Source organism: Plantactinospora sp. A48 (assembly GCF_055793945.1).
The window spans coordinates 1-19,878 of sequence record NZ_JBTIXF010000091.1 but is presented as its reverse complement, the minus strand read 5'-3'; the positions used below and the strand labels follow the sequence as shown (position 1 = coordinate 19,878).

At 71.0% G+C, this 19,878-nt stretch carries 16 protein-coding genes, 2 tRNA genes and 1 pseudogene; 10 read left to right on the top strand and 9 right to left on the bottom strand.

Translation table 11 applies throughout. The annotated features are described in order from the left end of the window. Nucleotides 1-180: 180 nt before the first annotated feature. From ACXN5W_RS28555 to ACXN5W_RS28540, 4 genes are all read right to left on the bottom strand, one after another. Nucleotides 181-504, bottom strand: a complete 324-nt coding sequence (locus tag ACXN5W_RS28555) for a hypothetical protein (RefSeq protein WP_473161480.1) — start codon at nucleotides 502-504, stop codon at nucleotides 181-183. 398 nt (nucleotides 505-902) lie between these two features. Next, the gene (locus tag ACXN5W_RS28550; RefSeq protein WP_473161479.1) at nucleotides 903-1,145 is read right to left on the bottom strand and encodes a DUF397 domain-containing protein; all 243 of its coding nucleotides are present in this window, start codon (nucleotides 1,143-1,145) and stop codon (nucleotides 903-905) included. Nucleotides 1,146-1,224: 79 nt separating this feature from the next. Next, entirely contained in the window at nucleotides 1,225-2,208 is a 984-nt protein-coding gene (locus ACXN5W_RS28545; RefSeq protein ID WP_473161481.1) for a helix-turn-helix domain-containing protein, read from the bottom strand. Between the two features lie 345 nt (nucleotides 2,209-2,553). Beyond that, the gene (locus tag ACXN5W_RS28540) at nucleotides 2,554-2,796 is read right to left on the bottom strand and encodes a mycoredoxin (protein ID WP_473161478.1); all 243 of its coding nucleotides are present in this window, start codon (nucleotides 2,794-2,796) and stop codon (nucleotides 2,554-2,556) included. A gap of 134 nt (nucleotides 2,797-2,930) precedes the next feature. On the opposite strand from ACXN5W_RS28540, the gene ACXN5W_RS28535 reads away from it, so the two are divergent. From ACXN5W_RS28535 to ACXN5W_RS28525, 3 genes are all read left to right on the top strand, one after another. Continuing rightward, nucleotides 2,931-5,147 (top strand): ATP-dependent DNA helicase UvrD2, encoded by a 2,217-nt coding sequence (locus ACXN5W_RS28535; protein WP_473161477.1) that lies wholly within the window; start codon nucleotides 2,931-2,933, stop codon nucleotides 5,145-5,147. Nucleotides 5,148-5,665: 518 nt separating this feature from the next. Further along, complete coding sequence (locus ACXN5W_RS28530; protein ID WP_473161476.1) at nucleotides 5,666-6,031, top strand: WhiB family transcriptional regulator; 366 nt, start codon at nucleotides 5,666-5,668, stop codon at nucleotides 6,029-6,031. A gap of 1 nt (nucleotide 6,032) precedes the next feature. Then, nucleotides 6,033-6,272: a hypothetical protein gene (locus ACXN5W_RS28525; RefSeq protein ID WP_473161475.1), complete on the top strand. Its 240-nt coding sequence runs from the start codon at nucleotides 6,033-6,035 to the stop codon at nucleotides 6,270-6,272. 323 nt (nucleotides 6,273-6,595) lie between these two features. Here ACXN5W_RS28525 and ACXN5W_RS28520 read toward each other — a convergent pair whose 3' ends face one another. The 3 genes from ACXN5W_RS28520 to ACXN5W_RS28510 form a co-directional block, all read right to left on the bottom strand. Continuing rightward, nucleotides 6,596-7,975, bottom strand: coding sequence for an ABC1 kinase family protein (locus tag ACXN5W_RS28520; RefSeq protein WP_473161474.1), 1,380 nt, complete (start codon nucleotides 7,973-7,975; stop codon nucleotides 6,596-6,598). A gap of 75 nt (nucleotides 7,976-8,050) precedes the next feature. Continuing rightward, nucleotides 8,051-9,136, bottom strand: coding sequence for a TOMM precursor leader peptide-binding protein (locus ACXN5W_RS28515; protein ID WP_473161473.1), 1,086 nt, complete (start codon nucleotides 9,134-9,136; stop codon nucleotides 8,051-8,053). Nucleotides 9,137-9,472: 336 nt separating this feature from the next. Beyond that, nucleotides 9,473-9,640 carry a DUF5679 domain-containing protein gene (locus ACXN5W_RS28510; RefSeq protein WP_199736319.1) on the bottom strand — a complete coding sequence of 56 codons (168 nt, stop codon included), beginning with the start codon at nucleotides 9,638-9,640 and terminating at the stop codon, nucleotides 9,473-9,475. Between the two features lie 525 nt (nucleotides 9,641-10,165). On the opposite strand from ACXN5W_RS28510, the gene ACXN5W_RS28505 reads away from it, so the two are divergent. Together ACXN5W_RS28505 and ACXN5W_RS28500 are read left to right on the top strand one after the other, a co-directional pair. After that, nucleotides 10,166-10,696 carry a M48 metallopeptidase family protein gene (locus ACXN5W_RS28505; protein WP_473161472.1) on the top strand — a complete coding sequence of 177 codons (531 nt, stop codon included), beginning with the start codon at nucleotides 10,166-10,168 and terminating at the stop codon, nucleotides 10,694-10,696. Nucleotides 10,697-10,822: 126 nt separating this feature from the next. Beyond that, nucleotides 10,823-11,431: a hypothetical protein gene (locus tag ACXN5W_RS28500; protein WP_473161471.1), complete on the top strand. Its 609-nt coding sequence runs from the start codon at nucleotides 10,823-10,825 to the stop codon at nucleotides 11,429-11,431. A gap of 163 nt (nucleotides 11,432-11,594) precedes the next feature. Here ACXN5W_RS28500 and ACXN5W_RS28495 read toward each other — a convergent pair. Continuing rightward, nucleotides 11,595-12,803, bottom strand: a pseudogene (locus tag ACXN5W_RS28495) (zinc-dependent metalloprotease); the annotation flags it as partial. A gap of 209 nt (nucleotides 12,804-13,012) precedes the next feature. On the opposite strand from ACXN5W_RS28495, the gene ACXN5W_RS28490 reads away from it, so the two are divergent. The 4 genes from ACXN5W_RS28490 to ACXN5W_RS28475 all read left to right on the top strand — a co-directional run bounded on the left by ACXN5W_RS28490 (nucleotide 13,013) and on the right by ACXN5W_RS28475 (nucleotide 17,606). Continuing rightward, complete coding sequence (locus ACXN5W_RS28490; protein ID WP_473161470.1) at nucleotides 13,013-14,029, top strand: YlbL family protein; 1,017 nt, start codon at nucleotides 13,013-13,015, stop codon at nucleotides 14,027-14,029. A 124-nt stretch (nucleotides 14,030-14,153) separates the two neighbouring features. Continuing rightward, nucleotides 14,154-17,156, top strand: coding sequence for a UPF0182 family membrane protein (locus ACXN5W_RS28485; RefSeq protein ID WP_473161469.1), 3,003 nt, complete (start codon nucleotides 14,154-14,156; stop codon nucleotides 17,154-17,156). 64 nt (nucleotides 17,157-17,220) lie between these two features. Further along, nucleotides 17,221-17,297, top strand: a tRNA-Met gene (locus ACXN5W_RS28480). 235 nt (nucleotides 17,298-17,532) lie between these two features. Further along, nucleotides 17,533-17,606 (top strand) — tRNA-Met (locus ACXN5W_RS28475). Between the two features lie 192 nt (nucleotides 17,607-17,798). On the opposite strand, the gene ACXN5W_RS28470 is transcribed toward ACXN5W_RS28475, so the two are convergent. Further along, complete coding sequence (locus tag ACXN5W_RS28470) at nucleotides 17,799-18,182, bottom strand: MarR family winged helix-turn-helix transcriptional regulator (protein WP_473161468.1); 384 nt, start codon at nucleotides 18,180-18,182, stop codon at nucleotides 17,799-17,801. 101 nt (nucleotides 18,183-18,283) lie between these two features. Here ACXN5W_RS28470 and ACXN5W_RS28465 point away from each other — a divergent pair, with 101 nt between their 5' ends. After that, on the top strand, nucleotides 18,284-19,705 hold the full coding sequence (locus tag ACXN5W_RS28465) for an MFS transporter (RefSeq protein ID WP_473161467.1): 1,422 nt from the start codon (nucleotides 18,284-18,286) through the stop codon (nucleotides 19,703-19,705). Nucleotides 19,706-19,878 lie beyond the last annotated feature (173 nt).

The window sequence follows — 19,878 nt, the reverse complement described above, 5'->3', positions numbered from 1 at the left end:
CCCTCCTCCCCCCCTCCCTCTGCTTCGCCAGCGTACCCCTAACCCCCACCCCCCCCCCCCCCCCCCCCCCCCCCCCCCCCCCCCCCCCCCCCCCCCCCCCCCCCCAACCCAGGATTTCGTCCCGTCGTCGTGGCCGGCCTGGTGTGGGACGGGTGGCCGGCCACCGGTGACGACGGTGGCTCAGCCCGGCACGGTGGTCGGACCGGGCTCGGTGGTACGCGGCTCGGCTCTGCGCGGCCAGGCCGCGCGCGTTTCGGTGGTACGTGCTTCGACCGCGTCGATCGGCAGCACCTTCACCCGCTGCCGCCCCGCGCGGACGGCACCCACGGTGGACAGCGCGCGGGCCAGCCGGAGCGCCGCCTCCCGGTTGTCCGCCAAAGCCGTCTGGCGGCGCGGTTCGGGGCTGGTACGTTCGTCGCGCAGTCGGCGGCCGCCGGCCAGCGCGGCGGCGAGATCGTCGTCGGCGGCGGCGCTGATTTCGGTCCGTACGATCAGAAACCGCATGGTGTCTCCGAAGTAACCGTGCCGGATGGGGCTGTTCGGTCGCGCCGGTGGGCGCCGCCGGCGACTCGTGGAACCTCCACGAAGTCGGTGCTCGTGGAACCTCCACGAAGTCGGTGCTCGTGGAACCTCCACGAAGTCGGGGCTCGTGGAAGTTCCACGAAGTCCTTGGATATGGTCACGCCGGCACCATCGATAGGCAAGCGAAACACCTCGATCACCTGCATGAATACCCGTTCGGGTGACCTCGGACGGGTATCCGGATGCCTGGCTGATCGCTCCGGGTGACGACGGTGGATGGCGGCGGGTGGCGGCGGCGGGGTGGCAGCGGCGGTGTCTGCCCGGACGGCAAAGAGCCGCCGGCTCCCGATCGGGGAGCCGGCGGCCGGTTTGAGCGCGATCTAGCCGAGGTCGAACTCGCCGTCCTTGGTGCTGGCGATGAAGTCGGTCCACTGGGTACGACCGAAGATCAGGACGGGTCCGCCCCGGTCCTTGCTGTCCCGAAGGGCCACCGGGTCCGATCCGCTACCGAGCGGAGCAACCTCCACGCAGTTGGAGGTCTGGCTGCGGCTGCTGGTCCGCCACGGGGCGGCCGACAGCGACTGCTCGCGGTAGGTGGGCATCGGGGTCCGGGCATCGTTCATGAGGTACTCCTGGTCTTCACGCTGCTGTACGGGGTGAGCGGCCACCACCCAACCTCCCAGCCCGCCGGACCAGGTGCGCTCACGACTCTGTGAGCCGTCCGGCGTGCGGGTTGCGTTGGGGCGGCGGCAGTGCGACGCCCCGTACCGGAGCTTCTGGCGCAAACCCACCGGAAGCGCGACCCGCCGCATCGGCCAGCCACGACAGTGTGGCGTCGGCCGAGAGTGCCACCCCTTGCAGCCACTCGAACAGCACTTTATAGCTGTAGAGGTCTTTGCGCTCCGAAACCATGAAATTGGTGGACAAGCCCTCTATGGCCAGAGTTTCCGGATCGCGGTCATCCGCGAACCGGTACAGCGAGAACCCGGTGTGCGGCAGGTAGTTACCGGGCAGCACCGTGTCGCGGGGGATCATCCGGATGGACACGTTCGGCAACTCGGACAGCCTGCACAGGTGCAGCAGTTGGTTTCTGATGACGTCCGGCGGGCCCGCGCGGCTGCTCAGCGCCCCCTCGTCGAGGATCGCCTCGTACATCGGCGCATCGGACTCGCGGGTGAACACCGACTGTCGGGCCAGCCGGGCCTGGACCTCGGTGTCCGGGTCGCCGATGTCGTCCGTCCCGCGCTCGTCCGGGTCGGACAGCCCGAGCGAGGAGACGAACCGCACCCTGGTGTACTCCCTGGTCTGGAGCAGGCCGGGGATGACCACGGGGCTGTACTCCCGGATCTCGGCGCAGCCGGCCTCGAGTTCGGCGTACTTGAGCTGCCGTGGGGTCATGGTTTGAAAGGAGCGCAACCAGGACCGCATGTCCCGCGCGCCCTCGGCGATGTCCAGCAGTTCCCGTCGTTCGACGCCGGTCACGCCGTAGATGTCCAGCAGGTCCTCGATGTCGCGGAGTTCCGGCCGGCTGCGGCCGTTCTCCAGCCGGGACAGCTTGGAGGCCGATGCCCAACCGATCCGTTCGATCACCTGATCGCCGGTGAGGTTGGCGAGTTCGCGGTACCGACGAAGCTCGGTGCCCAGACGACGTCGCCGGAAGATGGGGCTCTGCTGCTGTGCGGCCATGGGATCTCTCTTTCGATCGATCGTGTCAATCACGACGCCCGATTCGTTGATCACCCTTCGGAGCGCGCCCCCCACGGTAAGTATGAAGGGGGTGAGTTGGGCCGCATCTCCCACCCCGTCCCGCGTGTCCTGAACAGGAATGAACAAGAAAAGCCAGGATCGCGGCAAAACCGGTGGCCGGGCACGGACGATGTCCGGTGCCCGCCACGGGTACCACGATCCTGGCCACGACGCTGTCGGCGCCGGTCCGGCAGGCGACCAACCGGGTCGCGGGGCAGACGGTGCTCAGCCGGCCCCGCGATGATCAGCCGCTGCTCAGTCGGCCCCGCGATGATCAGCCGCTGCTCAGCCAGCCAGGCTGGCCAGCCGCTCCTTGACCTGCTTGATGGAGGGGTTGGTCAGCGCGGAGCCGTCGGCGAACTGGATGGTCGGCACGGTCTGGTTACCGCCGTTGACGCTCATCACGTACTCGGCCGCGGCCGGGTCGCTCTCGATGTCCACGACCTCATAACCGATGCCCTCGCGGTCGAGCTGGGACTTGAGCCGGTGGCAGTAACCGCACCAGGGCGTCGAGTACATGGTCATCATGACCGGGGTCCTCCAGTGTCTTCCATCGGACAGGCTGCGAGCGACCGACGATGAGACGGCGGGACTGCGCCGCGCCCGGTTCCCGGCCACTCTAGTCGCTGCAACGTCGGGGCGGGCTGCCATGATTCCTAGCTGTGGCGGCCAACTCAGCGGTGGACCGGGTGCTGGCGGGTCTCGATCCGGAGCAGCGGACAGCGGTGACCGCCCCGGCGGGTCCGGTCTGTGTCCTGGCCGGGGCGGGGACCGGGAAGACCCGGGCGGTCACCTCGCGAATCGCGTACCGGGGGCTGACCGGGGAGATCGCCGGCCGGCACGTCCTGGCGGTCACCTTCACCGCGCGGGCCGCCGCCGAACTGCGCGCCCGGCTCAGCACCCTCGGTGTCGGTGGGGTGCAGGCCCGGACGTTCCACGCCGCGGCGCTGCGCCAGGTGCGGTACTTCGCGCCCCGGCTGCTCGCCGGCCGGGCCATGCCCGAGCTGCTGGACAGCAAGGTCCGGTTGGTCACCCTGGCCGCGGCCCGGTCCGGTCTGCGGACCGACCGGGCGGCCGCCCGGGACCTCGCCAGTGAGATCGAGTGGGCGAAGTCGTCGCTGGTGGAACCGGGGGAGTACGCGGTGGCGGCGGCCAAGGCGGCCCGGGACACCCCGTTCGAGGCCGCCAAGGTGGCCGAGGTCTTCGCCGCGTACGAGCAGATCAAGCGCTCCAACGGGGTGATCGACTTCGAGGACATGCTGCGGGCGGCGGTGTGGGGGATCGAGGAGCACCCGGACGTGGCCGAGCAGGTCCGGGCGCAGTACCGGCACTTCGTGGTCGACGAGTACCAGGACGTGAACCCGTTGCAGCAACGCCTGCTGGAGGCGTGGCTGGGCGGCCGGGACGACCTCACCGTGGTCGGTGACGCGAGCCAGACCATCTATTCGTTCACCGGTGCCACCTCGGGCTACCTGGTCGACTTCCCGCGTCGCTTCCGGGAGGCCGTGGTGGTGCGGCTGGTCCGGGACTACCGGTCCACCCCGCAGGTGGTGGGCCTGGCCAACGCGGTGATCCGGCAGGCTCGCGGCGCCGAGTCGCGGCTGCGCCTGGAGCTGCTGGGACAGCGTCCCCCGGGCCCCGAACCGGACGTCCGGATCTTCACCGACGAGCCGGCCGAGGCGGCCGCGGTGGCCGCCCGCTGCCGGCAACTCGTCGAGGCCGGCACCCCGGCCCGGGAGATCGCCGTGCTGTTCCGGACCAACGCGCAGTCCGAGGCGTACGAGAAGGCGCTCGCCGAGGCCGAGGTGCCGTACGTCGTCCACGGCGCCGAACGGTTCTTCGAGCGGCCCGAGGTGCGGCAGGCGATGGTGGCGCTGCGGGCGGCGATCCGGAGCACCCCCGGGGAGACGCCCCTGGTGCCGGCCGTGACCGAGGCGCTCGCGGCGGTGGGCTGGGCCCCGGACGCAGCCCCGCCCGGTGGCGCGGCCCGGGAGCGCTGGGAGGCGCTGGCCGCGCTGGTCCAGCTGGCCCGGGCGAGTGCGAGGAGTGAGCTCGCGAGCCCCGCAGTCACGAGCGAAGAGATTGAGGAGTACGCGGCCAGCCCGGTCCCGCTGCCGATCGGCGAGGCCGCGACCGTGGAGCGGACGATGAGTCTGGCCGACTTCTGCGCCGAGTTGCAGCGCCGGGCGGCCCAGCAGCACGCGCCCACCGTGGAGGGGGTGACGCTCGCCTCGCTGCATTCGGCCAAGGGACTGGAGTGGGACGCGGTCTTCCTCGTCGGGTTGGCCGACGGCACCCTGCCCACCACGTACGCCCGGACGCCGGATCAGCTTGAGGAGGAGCGCCGCCTGCTCTACGTGGGGGTGACCCGGGCCCGCGAGTGGCTCTGGCTGTCGTACGGATCGGCCCGGTCGCCCGGCGGCCGGGCCCGGCGGCCGTGCCGGTTCCTGCCGCAGCTCGACCGCTCCGGTGGCGAGCGGCCGACCGCGGGCGCCGCCGTGCCGAGCCGAGGGGAGCGGAAGCGCATCCGGCCGGTGTCCTGTCGGATCTGCGGCACGACGCTGCTGGCCGGGACGGACCGAAAGCTCGGCCGGTGCGCCACCTGCCCCTCCGATCTGGACGAGGAGCTGTACGAGCGGCTGCGGGACTGGCGGGTACGGGTGGCCGGCGAGCAGAAGGTGCCGGCGTACGTGGTCTTCACCGACGCCACCCTCACTGCCCTGGCCGAACGGCGGCCGGAGCGCTCGGAGGAGCTGCTCGCGATCGCCGGGATCGGCGCGCGCAAACTGGGCCTGTACGGCGATGCGGTGCTGGCCCTGGTGGCCGGCGCGGCGGTCGACGATCTGGCGCCGGAAAAAAACTCCGAAACAGAGCCGTAAAATCGTTTGCCCTCGCCCCCCGGGGCGGCATAGCCTCAGGGCACACCTCGACGAGCGGCGTCGTTTGCGCTGCTTACGGGGTTGGCCACGTTGGTTCCCGAGCGAAGACAGGAGGCGAGTTCCGTGGAGATTACGTATTCGTACGAGTGCCCCGTGGCGATGCCTGCTGCCCTCGTTCAGATGCCTGCTGCCCGGATTGTCCCGGCTGCCGGCGCTCCGTGGGCGCACCAGCTGCACCAGGTCTCCGCTCGGCGTGAGCGGCTCCTGACCCAGCCGGCCACCACCGGGTTCAAGGGGACCAATGGGTTCGCGGGTAAGGGCGTCCCGGCCAGCAAGCCGGCCACGGATGTCCGCGGCGTTCCACCTCGAGGTCGACCACCGGTCTGACACCCAGACCACCGGCTCACCTCGAGGCCGCGGAACCCGCATACCGGGATCCGCGGCCTCAGTTTTTTGTACGGCACAAGAGGTGTTGACAGCGATCCACGAGATCGCAGCGAGAGAGAGGTGACCGGGCGATGAGTCTGGCGTTGGCCCCCCTCGACCAGCAGGTCGAGCTGGAGGCGAACCTGCCCTGCCGGAAGTTCGACCCTGACCTTTGGTTCTCCGACTCGCCCGCCGAGCTGGAACTCGCCAAGTCGATGTGCGGGGACTGCCCGCTGCGACTGGAGTGTCTGGCCGGCGCGGTCGAGCGGGCGGAGCCGTGGGGCGTCTGGGGCGGCGAGATCTTCGAGCGTGGCGCGGTGGTCCCGCGTAAGCGGCCCCGTGGCCGTCCGCGCAAGGAGGACCTTGCCCGAGACGCCGCGCTCCGGGTCGAGACCGAGACGCGGATGGCGGCCAGCGGTGCCGCCGCGTCCCGGAACAGCGTCCGGTTGGCGGCCTGACATGGATCCGATCAGCATGCCCGCCGGCATCACGCCGGTGACGACCACCGAAATGATCACCGTTCCCGTCCAGCGAACCGGAGTTACCGCGATGTATCTCATCCACGAAGCACTGTCGAAAATGCGAATGCCCCGGCCTCAGGCCGGTCGTAGCAGGACGAGCACTGAGGCAGTTCGATCCGCCCGCACCATCGCGCTGAAGGCCCACCGGGCCACGGCACGGGAGCTGGGCCTCTTCTGATCCGTTCGGTCACCGGCCCGCCCAGCGGGCCGGTGACCCTGACCTGCCCGACGGTAGGACCGGTGGAACCCCCGCGCCACCGCCCTGCCGCCGGCACTTCCAGCAGCGCGGGCTCGCCCATCCGGGCGGGCCCGCGCTCGCTTCGGCGGCCCGCGCTCGCTTCGGCGGCCCGCGCTCGCTTCGGCGGCCCGCGCTCGCTTCGGCGGCCCGCGCTCGCTTCGGCGGCCCGCGCTCGCTTCGGCGGCCCGCGCTCGGGCCGGCGCGTCGCTTCGGCGACTCCAGCCGGCCGGGAGCCGCGCAGCCCTGAACCGGCGGTGCGGCTTTCAGCCGGCGGGGGCGAAGCCGGGCAACCACCGCTCCAGGATCCCCCGGTACGGGGCCTTGGCCTCGAGCTGACAGAGCACGCCGATCGACCCCAGCGTCACGCGATGGATCAGCAGGTACGACGGGGGCAGGTTGAGCTGCCGGCTGAGCTGGTAGGCCGGCGACCGGGGGTTGGCCAGCCGGGCGGCCTCGCCCCGCAACCACGCCCGGGAGAACCGGAACTCGTCGACGGTCAGCGGCTCCAGCATGGGCAGCAGGAAGTCCAGCACGGCCTGGGCGTCGATCGGCTCGGTCGGCCGGATGAAGCCCTCGGCCCGCAGACCGTCCACCACCGCGTCCGCGTCACGGGCCAGGGCCAGCCGGACCAGTCGGCCGATCGGTGCGGGCGTACCTTCCGGCAGCCGGGCGACGGCACCGAAGTCGAGCACGCCGAGGCGGCCGTCCGGGAGGAGCCGGAAGTTGCCCGGATGCGGATCGGCGTGCAGCAGATGGGCGCGCATCGGGGCCGACAGGTGCAGGGTCGCCATCAGCTCGCCGGCCCGGTCCCGCTGTTCCTCGGTACCCTTGGCGATGATCTCGGACATCGGGGTGCCCTCGACCCAGCCGGTGACCAGGACCCGCGGTGCCGCGGCCAGCACCTCCGGGACGAAGATGTCAGGGTCGCCGGTGTACGCCGCCGCGAAGGCCCGCTGTGACTCGGCCTCCAGACCGTAGTCCAGCTCCTCGGTGATCCGCTCGCGCAGCTCGGCCAGCAGGGGCTTGATGTCCAGGCCGGGTTGGATGGCCCGGAACATCGCACCCAGCCGGGACAGTTGTTTCAGGTCGGTCAGCAGGGCGTCGCCGGCACCCGGATACTGCACCTTCACGGCGACCGGGCGAGGTCCGGCGGCCCGGGCCGGAGCGGACTTCGCCGTACGGCGGGGCCTGCCGGTCGGGGCCGGCGGGCCCTTCCAGACGGCTCGGTGTACCTGACCGATGCTGGCCGCGGCGGCCGGGGTGTCGTCGAACTCGACGAAGTGCGACCGCCAGTCGGGGCCGAGCTGCTCGGCGAGCACCCGGTGCACGCTCGCCACGGGCAGCGGTGGGGCCGCCTCCTGAAGCTTGGTCAGCGCCTGTCGGTACGGGGCCGCCATCTCCTCCGGCAGCGCCGCCTCGAAGACCGACAGCGCCTGTCCGAACTTCATGGCGCCGCCCTTGAGCTGGCCGAGGACGCTGAAAAGCTGCTCGGCGGTGCGCTGCTGGATCTCCGCGGAGATCACTTCCGAGGCCAAACCGGTCACCCGCTTGCCCATGCCGAGGACGGTCCGGCCGGCGAAGCCGAGCGGCAGTGCGGCGAGCTTGGCGGTCCGGGACACCGCCCGGCGCGGGATATCGGTCACCAGATCATTGTGACCGACTCGCCGGGTCGGTGATTGGTATGCGGCCGGCTCACATCCGGCTGGTCCGGATCTGGCTCATGTCTTCCGGTCCCGATGCGGGGCCGATCCGGCACAGCCACAGCCGGGGTGCGGCGGCCAGGTCCGGTGCCGGATCCTTCCAGGGGCGGTGAGCTCGGCCGCGCCACCCGTGGTCTGCGGTGCCCCGCCATCCAGGTGCCGGAGTATCTCGGCGGCGGCGTATCCGGTCGCCGCCAGCAGGGTGGGCGTCGTACAGGGCTGGAGCCGGGGTCGGGTCGCGAGCTGGGCGGCCAGCCCGGGCCAGCCCGGGTCGCGGTCCTGCCGGTGCAGGTCCAGGCAGTTCAGGCAGGGGCCACCGGCCGGGCCGACGAACGGCCCGATCACCGCCACGCCGTCACGTACGTCGACCAGCAGGTGCGGTTGCCGCCGCTGGGCGAAACCGGCGGCGACCAGGGCGGCCGGCCGGTCCGTACCGGCCTGCACGACCAGGCTGGCGCGGTCCCGGCGGGGCGGGCAGATCCGGACGCCGGGGGCGATCCGGCCGAGGGCGTCGGCCAGGGCGGCGTTCCGGTCCCGGCCGACGTCACCGGCCGACAGACCGCCGCCGACCAGATCCACGGGTTCCACCCGCCCTCGCAGGTCGAGGGTGATGTTTCCCACTCCCGAGAGTGCGATGGCGAGGGCGATCGGTGCGGCCAGCCGGCCTCGACCGGTGACCGCCACCAGGGCGCTGGCGCGGCGGCGGAGGACCTGGGCCGGTGTGGCTGGAGCGGCGGAGCCGTCGAGCGCGATGGCCACCGCCTCGCCGACGAGCCGGCGTCGATCCTGGTCAGGCAGGTCGGTCGGCAGCAGGGTCGCGGCGCCGACCAGCAGGCCGGCCTCGCGGAGATCGGCCAGCAGTGTCCGGGCGTCGCTCCGGGAGGCGCCGAGCCGGACCGCCGCGTCGAGGACGGCGCGCTCGCTGTGCGTCCCGTCCAGCAGGTCGAGCAGGCGGGCGAGCCGCGGGTCGGCCACTTCCAGCAGGATCGCGCGTTCGGGGTGGAGCCCGAGTTGGAGGGTGTGCCGGTCTCGCCAGAGCCGGACGATGCCGGGCAGCAGGGTGGGGCGCAGGAGGGTGGGACGGAGCAGGGCAGCGGCGGGCATGGATGACAGCGTGTCACCGCATCCAGACCGTCTGCCGATCGTTGTCCACAGGCGGATGCCCTGGCGTCCAGTGTTATCCACAACGCCGGCCGGGTTATCCACAACCAGCGGGTAACTACATGGTGATTTTCGGCTGCGCGGAGTAAGCGCCGTCCTGCGGCTGGTCAGGCCGGGAGTGCCCGCCGGTCCGGCCGGGAGCGGTCGTCGGTCAGACCGGGAGTGCCCGCCGGTCAGGCCAGGGGTGGTCGCCGAGGCGGGGGTGGTCACCGGTCCGGGTGAGCCGGGCGGGGGGCGTGCCGGTTGGCCGCCCCCCGCGCAGGCTCGGGTACGGGCAGGTCAGACCTTCGCCTTGCCCAGGATGCGGTTGACGGTCGTGCCACAGACCGGGCACTTGCCCTTCGCCATGTTCATACCCGTCTTCGAGACCTCGACGTTGCCCTCGAAGTCGCGCTTCTCCTTGCACTTCACGCAGTACCCGTTGTAGGTCTGGGCCTTGTCGGCCACGGCGCTCCTCCTCGTTCTTGTCCGCCGGGAGTTCGTCCCGACGCTCCCGTGCCGACGCCCCCCGAGGGCGTGCTGCGCGGGAGATCTCCACGGTCACGCCAGTGACCGCTGGTCCGCGGACCCTACCCAGGTCGGGGCGGATCCATGTCAGCATTCGCGGACAGTGTGAATTAGTTGACGGTCAGAGTGTGCATGCCGGAATAGGTCGGATAAGTCAGTTTCGCAGTGACACGCCGGATGAAGCACCTCAGACCGTGCGTTCTTCGGGGGGCCGGTACCGGTGGCGCGGCATGATCGCCTACGGTGGAGGTGTCGGCGCCCGGGGTGGGCCGGGAAGAGCCCGAATGTGAACGGCGGACGGGTACGGAGTCCGTACGGTGGGCGGCGCTACCAATTTTTTTCGGGACAGGCCACCGTCAACCGGTACTTTTCCGGCCCCGGTCGTGCAGTTGACTCTTGCGGCAGGTCACCTGATACCCATTAGCTTTCCCTCGTGAAGTATTTCCCGGGTGCCATCGGTCGCTAATGGCCGGGGCCCGTAAGCCGGTCGTCGAGGTGCGGCGCAGCCAGCGCCGCCGCCGGACGGTGTCCGCATACCGGGACGGCGAGCGGGTGGTGGTCCTCATCCCGGACCAGTTCTCCCGCGCCGAGGAGTCGGAGTGGGTCGCCCGGATGCTCGCCCGGCTGGCCGCCCGGGAGGAGCGACTCAGCCGATCCGACGACGAGCTGCTGATCCGGGCCCAGCGGTTGATCGGCCGGTACCTCAGCGAGCACGGCCGCGTCGCCGTGCCGACCAGCGTCCGGTGGGTGACCAACCAGAACGGTCGATGGGGCTCGTGTACGCCGGCCGACCGGACGATCCGGATCTCGCACCGGATCCAGGAGATGCCCGACTGGGTGATCGACTACGTGCTGCTGCACGAGCTGGCCCACCTCGTGGTACCGAGCCACAACGCCCGGTTCTGGGCACTGGTGAGCCGGTATCCCAGGGCCGAGCGGGCCCGGGGATATCTCGAAGGCATCGCCGCGGCCAGTGGCACCGTGCTCGCCGACTGAGCCCCGACACCCGGAACCGGTCACGGCACCCGGGTGATGAGGATTCGCCGGCGAAGACCCAAACGCCTTGATCAACCCCACGGGTGCTCGCCCGGCCCGGGATCCTGGCTCGGTTAGGGTCGGACGGTGCGCAGACTGGTGGTGGTGTTACCCGGCCCGGTCGACTGGTCGCCGCCGGGGGTTGCCCCGGGGGACTGGCGCCGGGTCCTCGCCGAGGATGTCGTCGACCTACTGGCCACCATGGCGCAGGCGGAGGCCGCCATCGCGGTCGTCCCGGCCGACCGGCAGCTCGCCCGGGAGATCGTCTGGCCCGGAATGCCCGTCCACGACGTACCGACCCGGTCGGTACGGCAGGTCGCCGAGTCGGCCGCTCGGGACGGGTACGAACAGGTCGCGGTCATCGCCGCGGACGCGCCGGACGTACCGGGTCTGGTGCTGGCCAAGCTGCTGCGCCCGTTGACCACCCGCCCGGTGGCGGTGGCGCCGGCCGGTTCGGGCCGTCCGGGCCTGCTCGGGATCGCGGTCCGGCTGCCCGTGCCGGAGTGGTTCCCCGAGGTCGACCTCGACGAATCGGATGTGGCCCGGCTCCGGGCCGCCGCGCCCGCCCCGGGCCAGGTCGTGGTGACACCCGGCTGGCGACGGTTGCGCGACCCGGCGGACCTGGCCACCCTCGACCCCGCCCTGGAGGGCTGGGAAAACACCCGGGCGATCCTCACCGGCCCGCCCGGAAACTGAACCGCGCCAGCCCGGATCCGCTGGGGTCCGGTCGGTCGGGCTCAGGCGGTCGGTCGGGGCCTCGGTCGGTCGGGGCTCAGGCGGTCGGTCGGGGACCGGTCGGCCCGTCCTGCGGGTCGTCTCCGTCGCCGGATCCGGCCGGACCATCGCGATCCTCCGGCCGGGCGACGTCCCCGTCGGACCCGTCCCGTTCGCTCGCCGAGCGTTCGGTGGGCGCCGCCGAGTCGAAGTCGAAGTCGCCGAGGTCGCCCAGATCGAGCTGGGACCGCGCGAACCCCTCCGGGTCCGCGAAGTCGTCACCGGTGGGCAGCAGGTCCGGGTGTCCCCACAGGGCGTCCCGGCCGGCGCTGCCTCGGTGCTCGGTGAGCGCGGCCCACAGCGCCGCCGCCTCCCGCAACCGGCGCGGGCGCAGTTCGAGTCCGACCAGGGCGGCGAACGTCTGCTCGGCCGGTCCGCCCGCGGCGCGTCGGCGGCGGAACGCCTCGGCGAGCCGGACGACGCTGGGCAGCCGGTCACCGACCGCGCTGTCCACCACGTGGCAGACCCAGCCCTCGATCAGCGCCAGCGTGGTCTCCAACCGGGCCAGCGCCGCCTGCTGGGCGGGCGTGTCCTCCGGGGTGAAGATGCCCTCCAGCGCGATGGCCTGCATGGACTCCGGGTTGCCCGGGTCCATCCGGCCCATGGCCTCCTCGACCGCCTCCCGGTTGACCCGGATGCCCGAGGCGTACGTCTCGACCGCGGTCAGCACGTGCCCGCGCAGCCACGGCACGTGCCCGAACAGCCGCTGGTGCGCGGCCTCGCGAAGGGCCACGTAGAGACGTACCTCGTCCTCCGGCAGCTCCAGGCCGACGCCGTACTCCCGGATGTTGGCCGGGATCAGCGCGGCCGTGCCGGCCGGACCGAGCGGCAGCCCGATGTCGCTCGCGGAGAGCACCTCGGCGGCCAGCGAGCCGAGGGCCTGACCGAGCTGACCGCCGAAGAGCGCGCCACCCAACGTGCTGATCATGGACTGCATGGGGCCGAGCTGGGCCCGCGCCTCCGGCGGCACGAGGTCGCCCATCGCGCCGACCATCCGGGCGGCCACCGGGTCACACAGCCGGCGCCACACGTCGAGGGTCTTGTAGATCCACTCGTTGCGGTTCCAGGCGACCGAGGTCGCGATGCCCGAGGGCAGCGTCGAGACGGGTTCCAGCCACAGGTCGGCCAGGCGGAGCGCCTCGACGACGGCGTTGCGCTCGTACGGGTTCACCGCCGGATCGCCGGCACCGGACAGCTGGCCGGCCGCCACCTGCCGGGCCAGGTCCCAGTTGACCGGCCCACCGTCACCCGGCGCGGCCAGCAGTTGCTGCAGCTGAGCCATGAACTGCTGCATCTGCTGCGGGTCGTTGGGGTCGGGCGGTTGGCCACCCGGGAGCGCGAAGCCGAATGGAATGTCAGGCACCCCACCACGGTACGCGCGCCGCGCCTCCGGTGGCTCGTGCCCGCGTTCCGCTCAGCGCGAAGCCGGTGGTCGGCGTGGCGTCCGTACCCTCGGGGTCGCCTCGGCCTCCCGGGCCGGTACCCGCTCGGTACGCTCTGCGCATGAGACGTCGCGGTGTCACGGTCCTCCTCGGTGCGGTGATCACCGCGCTGCTCGCCGTCGGCGTCCTGCGGGCGCCCGTCCCGTACGTGGTGCTCGGTCCGGGACCCACCGTGAACACCCTGGGTAAGAACGACAACAAGGAGGTCATCCAGGTCACCGGCCGGGAGACCTCCACCTCCGCCGGTCAGCTCCGGCTCACCACGGTGGGTGTGCAACCGGAGATCGGCCTGCCGGCCGCGATCGCCGGCTGGTTCTCCGGGGACGAGGCGGTGGTGCCGCGCGAGCTCATCTACCCGCCCGGCCAGACGCAGCAGCAGGTGGACGAGCGCAACAAGGAGGACTTCGCCGCCTCGCAGACCAGCGCCGAGACCGCGGCGTTGCGCAAGCTCGGTTACCCGGTGCAGGTGCTCGTCAAGGCGGTCCTCCCCGACGGCCCGTCCCAGGGGGTGCTCTCGGTCGGCGACCAGATCACCAGCGTCGACGGCCAGCCGGTGTCGACCGCCGACCGGCTCACCAAGCTGATCCGGGCCAAGCCGGCGGGCACGCGACTCATCATTGGTTACACCCGGGGCGGCACCCCGGGCACCGCGCCGGTCACCAGCCGGGCCGCCAACGGCGATCCGCCGCGGATCGGGATCGAACTTGAGCAGAAACAGCCGCACCCGTTCCAGATCAAGATCGACCTGAACGACATCGGCGGGCCGAGCGCCGGCCTGATGTTCACGCTCGGCATCATCGACAAGCTGGACCCGACGGACCTGACCGGCGGGAAGATCATCGCGGGTACGGGGACCATCGACGACGACGGCAAGGTGGGGGAGATCGGCGGCATCCCGCAGAAGCTGGTGGGGGCCAAAAAGGCCGGCGCCACCGCCTTCCTGGTGCCGGCGGACAACTGTGCCGAGGCCGTGCGCAACCCGCAGCCCGGCCTCCCGCTGCTGCGGGTTGCCTCGCTGGACGACGCGCTGACCGCGCTCACCACGCTGCGTGAGGGCGGTCAGCCACCGCGGTGCTGACCGGGCGCCGTGGTCCGACCGGATCGCGGCGCTGACCGGTTGACCTGGGCCGGTCACGCCTACCCGACACCCCGTACTCTTGGTGGCCAGATCACCAGCGACCGGGCGGAGCCGACACGTGGTAATGCGAAGCAGCCCCCTTCCGAGAATGAGCCGGCGAGGTCGGGTCACGGTCGGCGTACTGGTCGGGGTGTTCCTGCTGTTCACGCTGCTCGGCTGGGGGGTGAACGCCTGGACGGACTGGCTGTGGTTCGACGAGGTGAACTACACCCAGGTCTTCACCGGCATGCTGACCACCCGGCTGGCGCTGTTCGCCGCCGTGGGCGCCGCGATGGCGCTGGTGCTGGGCGGCAACCTGTGGCTGGCCCACCGGCTGCGGCCGATGCTGCGACCGCACTCGCCCGAACAGGCCGCGCTGGAGCGGTACCGGTCGGTGCTCGGCCCCCGGATGACGCGATGGATCGTCATCCTCTCGCTCATCGTCGGATTCTTCGCCGGTCTGTCCGGGCAGAGCCGGTGGGCGCAGTGGATGCTGTTCCGCAACGGCGGCGACTTCGGCGTGAAGGACCCCGAGTTCGGCGTCGACGTCGGCTTCTACGTCTTCCAGCTGCCGTTCTGGCGCTACCTGCTCGGCGTCGGTTTCACCGCGGTCGTGCTGTCGGTGCTCGGCGCGCTGGCCGTCCACTACCTGTTCGGCGGGGTGCGGCTACAGGGCGTCGGCGACCGGATGACCACCGCCGCCCGCGCCCACCTGACCAGCCTGGTGGCCGTCTTCGTCCTGCTCAAGGCCGTGGCGTACGTGCTGGACCGGCGGGCCATGCTGCTGGAGTTCAACGAGAGCGCGAAGCTCTACGGCGCCGGCTACGCGGACATCAACGCGCTGCTGCCGGCCAAGGAGATCCTGGCCTACATCTCGATCGTGGTGGCCGTCGCGATCATCATCTTCTCCAACGCGATGATGCGGAACCTGGTCTGGCCGGGGATCTCGCTCGCGCTGCTGGGCATCTCGGCGGTGGCGATCGGCGGCATCTACCCGTGGGCGGTGCAGACCTTCGAGGTCAAGCCGAGCGCGAAGGACAAGGAAGCGCCGTACATCCAGCGCAGCATCGACGCCACCCGGGCGGCGTTCGGGCTGGTCGAGACCAGGACCACGCCGTACGACGCCACCAACCTGACCCCGCCGGCGAACCTCGGCACCGACGCCACGGTGGTGCCGAACATCCGGCTGCTGGACCCGCAGCTCGTCTCCGAGACGTACACCCAGTTGCAGCAGGTCCGGAAGTTCTACGACTTCGGCTCGAAGCTGGACGTGGACCGGTACACCGTGCAGGGCGCCACCCAGGACTACGTGGTCGGGGTCCGGGAGGTCAACTACCGCGAGCTGACCGACCAGCAGAACAACTGGATCAACCGGCACACGGTCTTCACCCACGGCTACGGCATGGTGGCCGCCCCGGCCAACCAGGTGGCCTGCGGCGGCCAGCCGTACTTCGTCGCCGGGTCGCTGGGGGACAGCGAGAAGGACCAGCAGCGCTGCTCCTCTCCCACCGACCAGATCACGGCGCAGCAGCCGCGGATCTACTACGGCGAGCGGATGCGGTCCAGCGACTACGCCATCGTCGGCCAGCGCAGCGCGGACCGGAACGTCGAGTTCGACCGGCCCACCGGTGACGGCGGGGAGCAGAACTACACCTACGAGGGAACCGGCGGGGTGCCGATCGGCTCGTTCGGCCGGCGGCTGCTCTACGCGATCAAGGAGCAGGAGAGCAACTTCCTGCTCTCCGAGGCGGTCAACGACAAGTCCCGGCTGCTGTACGTCCGCAACCCCCGGGACCGGGTGCAGAAGGTGGCGCCCTTCCTGACCCTGGACGGCGACCCGTACCCCGCGGTGGTGGACGGCCGGGTTCAGTGGATCATCGACGGCTACACCACGGCGGCCACCTACCCCTACGCCGAGCAGATCAACCTGCAGCAGGAGACCACCGACGAACTCACCAACAAGGGCACCTTCCAGCTCGCCCGGGAGAACGTCAACTACCTGCGGAACTCGGTGAAGGCCACCGTCGACGCGTACGACGGCACGGTCCGGCTCTACGAGTTCGACACCAACGACCCGGTGCTGAAGACCTGGGACAAGGCGTTCGGCGGGCACCTGCTGATCCCGAAGGCGGAGACCCCGCCGGCGCTGGCGGCGCACTTCCGTTACCCGGCCGACCTGTTCAAGGTGCAGCGGAACCTGCTGACCCGGTTCCACGTCACCGCGCCCGGCGACTTCTACTCCGGCCAGGACTTCTGGCAGGTGCCGAACGTGCCGGACGCGCCGGACCTCGGGCAGAAACAGCCGCCGTACTACCTCTACACCAAGTTCCCCGAGCAGGACGCGCCACGCTTCCAGTTGACCTCGGCGGTGACCCCGAACGGCCGGCAGAACCTCGCGGCCCTGCTGTCCGGCTCGTACGTGGACGGCCAGCCCCGGTTGGAGGTGCTGGAGCTACCGGACCAGACCCGCATCTCCGGGCCGGTCCAGGTACACCAGCAGATGACGAACAACGGCGCGATCCGGCAGCAGTTGGCCACGCTGACCGCCGACGGCAAGGCCGAGTTGCAGTACGGCAACCTGCTGTCGCTGCCGTTCGGCGCCGGCATGCTCTACGTCGAACCGGTGTACGTGAAGAGCAACCAGCAGAACTCCTCGTACCCGCTGTTGCAGAAGGTGCTGCTCTCGTACGGCGACGGTGGGTCGTACGTGGTGCTGGCCAACACGCTGTCGGAGGGCATCCAGGCACTGGTGGACCAGGGCAAGGCGGCGGCCAACGGCAACCCGCCGCCGAGTGGCAGCCCTCCGCCGGCCGCCGGCCAACCCCAGCTCACCAGGGAACTGGCCGCCGCGGCGGATCGGGTGCAGAACGCCATCAACGAGGTCAAGGCGGCGCAACAGTCCGGTGACTTCCAGCGGTACGGCAAGGCGTTGCAGACCCTCCAGCAGGCGATGGACAACTTCACCTCGGTGAGCCGGAGCGCCTCGGCCGCCACGCCGTCCGGTTCGCCGGCCCCGCCCGCGTCCGGTTCGCCGGCCCCGGCGGCGTCCGGTTCGGGACCACCGGTTTCACCGACCCCGAGCGGCTGATCCCGGGAGGGGGCGGGTCGTTTTGCGGGCTTCCCGGGCGGTGCGCTAGTGTTGGAGGTGCCGACGCGGGGTGGAGCAGCTCGGTAGCTCGCTGGGCTCATAACCCAGAGGTCGCAGGTTCAAATCCTGTCCCCGCTACCAATCGAAAGGCCCTCCGGATCTTCCGGAGGGCCTTTCGACGTTGTGTGAGGCCTTTTGCGGCTGCCGTGGTCCTTTCCGGGTTCTGCCAGGCCCTTTTCGGGCTGGCGTGGGCCTTTTCCGCTTCGGTGGGGTCTCTTCGAGGTTTCGGTGCCGGTCTGGGTTCGGCGGCCGGCGCGGGGTCCGGCGGGGGTCGGTTTGGCATTGTGGCTGCGATGATCTAGGCTGGTCATACCGACGCGGGGTGGAGCAGCTCGGTAGCTCGCTGGGCTCATAACCCAGAGGTCGCAGGTTCAAATCCTGTCCCCGCTACGCAGTCGAAGTGGCCCCTTTCCGCATACACCGCGGAACTGGGGCCACTTCGCATTTCTGCTCCGTGAACGGTCCTGATCCTTCAGGAGAACCAGGTGGCCGTCGGCGTCGAGACGCGCCGGAGAGCGGGACTCGGGCGGCTCCAGCAGCGGCGGTCAGGCTGGGCGGCCCGGACGTCGACGATGCCGGAGCTTATCGGGTCGCCGCTGCCAGGTGCTCGGAGAGGATGGCGATCTGGGTCTTGCGGGCCTCGGCGTGACGGCGGAAGCCCGCCTCGGTGAGCTCGACGAACACGCCGCGCCGGTCGTCCACGCAGTGGGTGCGCGAGACCAGCCCGCCCTTCTCCAGGCGGGCGACGGTGCGGGACAGCGCGCTCTGGCTCAGATACATCGCCGCGGCGAGATCTTGCATGCGTCGCTTGTCACAGTCTTTCGTGGTGAGACGGTCGAGCGTCTCGAAGTCGCTCAAGGTCAGGTCGTGTGCGTCCTGCAGGGCGCGCTCCAACTGCGCCGCGACGGCGTTGTAGCTCGTCAGCAGCGATCGCCACCGGTCAACGAGTTCGGATTCGGCCTCCATGCCGCGCATCCTACCCGCGGTCCCTCTTCGATGCACCAGCATTTGTTGTGTAGGAATCTTTTGCGTTGTCATTCTATGCGCATGCATATAACGTCGTCGCCGTGACTATCACGGAACCCCTGCCGCAGGTCGCGGCACCCGCAGAACTTCGCTGGAGCCCTCGGTTGTGGGGAGTGCTCGCGGTGCTCTGCGCCGTCCTGTTCCTGGACGGGCTCGACGTCTCCATGGTCGGTGTGGCCCTGCCGTCCATCGGTTCCGAACTCGGCCTGTCCACCACCTCCCTGCAGTGGATCGTCAACGGCTACGTACTCGGCTACGGCGGGCTGCTGCTGCTCGGCGGACGCACCGCCGACCTGCTCGGCCGGCGCCGGGTCTTCCTGGTCGCGCTCGCCGTCTTCACCGTCGCCTCACTGGTCGGCGGCCTGGTCGACGACGGCGGCCCGCTCATCACCACCCGGTTCGTCAAGGGGCTGGCCGCCGCGTTCACCGCGCCGACCGCCATGTCGATCCTCACCACCACCTTCGCCGAGGGCCCGGCCCGCAACCGGGCGCTGTCGATCTTCACGGTCTTCGGGGCGAGCGGATACTCCTCCGGGCTCATCCTCGGCGGCCTGCTCACCAGCCTCGGTTGGCGGTGGAACTTTCTGGTGCCCGTGCCGCTGGCGATCGCCGCGCTGGTCGGCGGCCTGGTCCTGATCGCCCGCGACCAGCCGGCCGCCACCGGCGGTCACGACCTCGCCGGCGCGGCCACGCTCATCTCCGGGATGCTGCTCGCCGTCTACACGGTCGTGTCGGCGCCCACCCGCGGCTGGCTCGACCCGGTCACCATCGGCCTCTTCCTGCTGGCGGTCGCCCTGCTCGCTGGCTTCGTGCTCACCGAGAACAGGGCGCGGCACCCGCTCGTGCGCCTCAGCATCCTGCGGGTCGGCTCGATCGTCCGGGCCAACGCCAGCATGGTCGCGCTGATGGGCTCGTACGTGAGCTTCCAGTTCATGATGACCCTGTACCTGCAGGACGTCCTGCGCTGGTCGCCGCTGCGGATGGCGATGGCGCTGCTGCCGGCCGGCCTGGTGGTCGCGTTCGGCTCGCCGTTCGTCGGCCGGCTCATCGACCGGTACGGCACCGCGCCGCTGATCGTCACCGCGATGGTGTCGCTCAGCCTCGGCTACGTCTGGTTCCTCGCCACGGCCGGCACCCAGCCGCACTACCTGGTCACCATCCTGCCCACCATGCTGCTGCTGGGCGGTGGGTTCGGCTTCGGTTTCAGCTCGATCATGGCCCAGGCCACCGACGGCATCGCCGACTCCGAGCAGGGCCTGGCGTCCGGCCTGGTCCAGTCGTCCGGCCAGGTCGGCACCGCACTGGTCCTGGCCGTGGCGACCGCCCTGGTCTCCTCGGGCGCCGGCACGGCCGCCGGCTTCGATCAGTTCCACGCGGGCCTCAATCTGGTCACCGGCGTGGCGGTGGCCGGTCTGGTGCTGAACGTGGTCGCCCTGGCCGGCCGCCGGCGCCGGCACGCCTGATCGGCCGCCGTACTCCGGCGCCTCTCCACGGGGGAGGCGCCGGGGCCCCGGGGGGGGGGGGGGGGTGGTCTCAGATGGGAAAGGGATGGTCTTGGGAGCAGACCAACTGAGATGCTACAACCCGGATAGATCCGCCCCCGCCGACGCGACCCCAATCCCCTCACACACACCGT

Bases quoted from the DNA above. Each gene is read 5' to 3' on its own strand.
- ACXN5W_RS28555 (WP_473161480.1), bottom strand. From the start codon at position 504: ATGCGGTTTCTGATCGTACGGACCGAAATCAGCGCCGCCGCCGACGAC.
- ACXN5W_RS28550 (WP_473161479.1), bottom strand. From the start codon at position 1,145: ATGAACGATGCCCGGACCCCGATGCCCACCTACCGCGAGCAGTCGCTG.
- ACXN5W_RS28545 (WP_473161481.1), bottom strand. From the start codon at position 2,208: ATGGCCGCACAGCAGCAGAGCCCCATCTTCCGGCGACGTCGTCTGGGC.
- ACXN5W_RS28540 (WP_473161478.1), bottom strand. From the start codon at position 2,796: ATGATGACCATGTACTCGACGCCCTGGTGCGGTTACTGCCACCGGCTC.
- ACXN5W_RS28530 (WP_473161476.1), top strand. From the start codon at position 5,666: ATGAGTCTGGCGTTGGCCCCCCTCGACCAGCAGGTCGAGCTGGAGGCG.
- ACXN5W_RS28525 (WP_473161475.1), top strand. From the start codon at position 6,033: ATGGATCCGATCAGCATGCCCGCCGGCATCACGCCGGTGACGACCACC.
- ACXN5W_RS28515 (WP_473161473.1), bottom strand. From the start codon at position 9,136: ATGCCCGCCGCTGCCCTGCTCCGTCCCACCCTCCTGCGCCCCACCCTG.
- ACXN5W_RS28505 (WP_473161472.1), top strand. From the start codon at position 10,166: ATGGCCGGGGCCCGTAAGCCGGTCGTCGAGGTGCGGCGCAGCCAGCGC.
- ACXN5W_RS28490 (WP_473161470.1), top strand. From the start codon at position 13,013: ATGAGACGTCGCGGTGTCACGGTCCTCCTCGGTGCGGTGATCACCGCG.
- ACXN5W_RS28485 (WP_473161469.1), top strand. From the start codon at position 14,154: ATGCGAAGCAGCCCCCTTCCGAGAATGAGCCGGCGAGGTCGGGTCACG.
- ACXN5W_RS28470 (WP_473161468.1), bottom strand. From the start codon at position 18,182: ATGGAGGCCGAATCCGAACTCGTTGACCGGTGGCGATCGCTGCTGACG.